At 69.2% G+C, this 496-nt stretch carries 1 pseudogene; it reads left to right on the top strand.

The features are described from left to right. A pseudogene (locus tag AC3A35_RS27890) lies at positions 1–496 on the top strand (allantoicase); the annotation flags it as partial.

Raw genomic sequence — 496 nt, 5'->3', positions numbered from 1 at the left:
CGCCCGGTGGGCGGACTGGAGACGGCCGGCCCCGATGCGCTGGTCGATCTGGTGGCGATGGAGAACGGCGGGCGCGCGCTGTCGTGGAACGATGCGAGCTTCGGCTCTTCGGCCTCCGCGCTGCTGCTGCCCGGGCGCGGCATGAACATGGGCGACGGCTGGGAGACCCGGCGTCGGCGCGAGCCGGGCAACGACTGGTGCGTGCTCGAACTGGGTGCACCGGGCACGATCGAGCGGGTCGAGGTCGATACCGCCTTCTTCAAGGGCAACTATCCGGACCGCTGCTCGATCCAGGCCGCTTATGTGTCCGGTGGCACCGACCGTTCGATCACCACCCAGGCGATGTTCTGGGACACCTTGCTGCCCGAGCACAAGCTCGAGATGGATGCGATCCACACCTTCACCGAGCTCGCCCGCCTCGGTCCGGTCACCCACGTGCGGTTCAACATCTTCCCCGACGGCGGCGTCTCACGCCTGCGCCTGTGGGGCCGGGTCG

The sequence above is a fragment of the Azoarcus sp. Soil_N_20 genome (assembly GCF_057656155.1).
The sequence above is the reverse complement of the archived record's forward strand: the minus strand, read 5'-3'. Positions and strand labels throughout refer to the sequence as shown.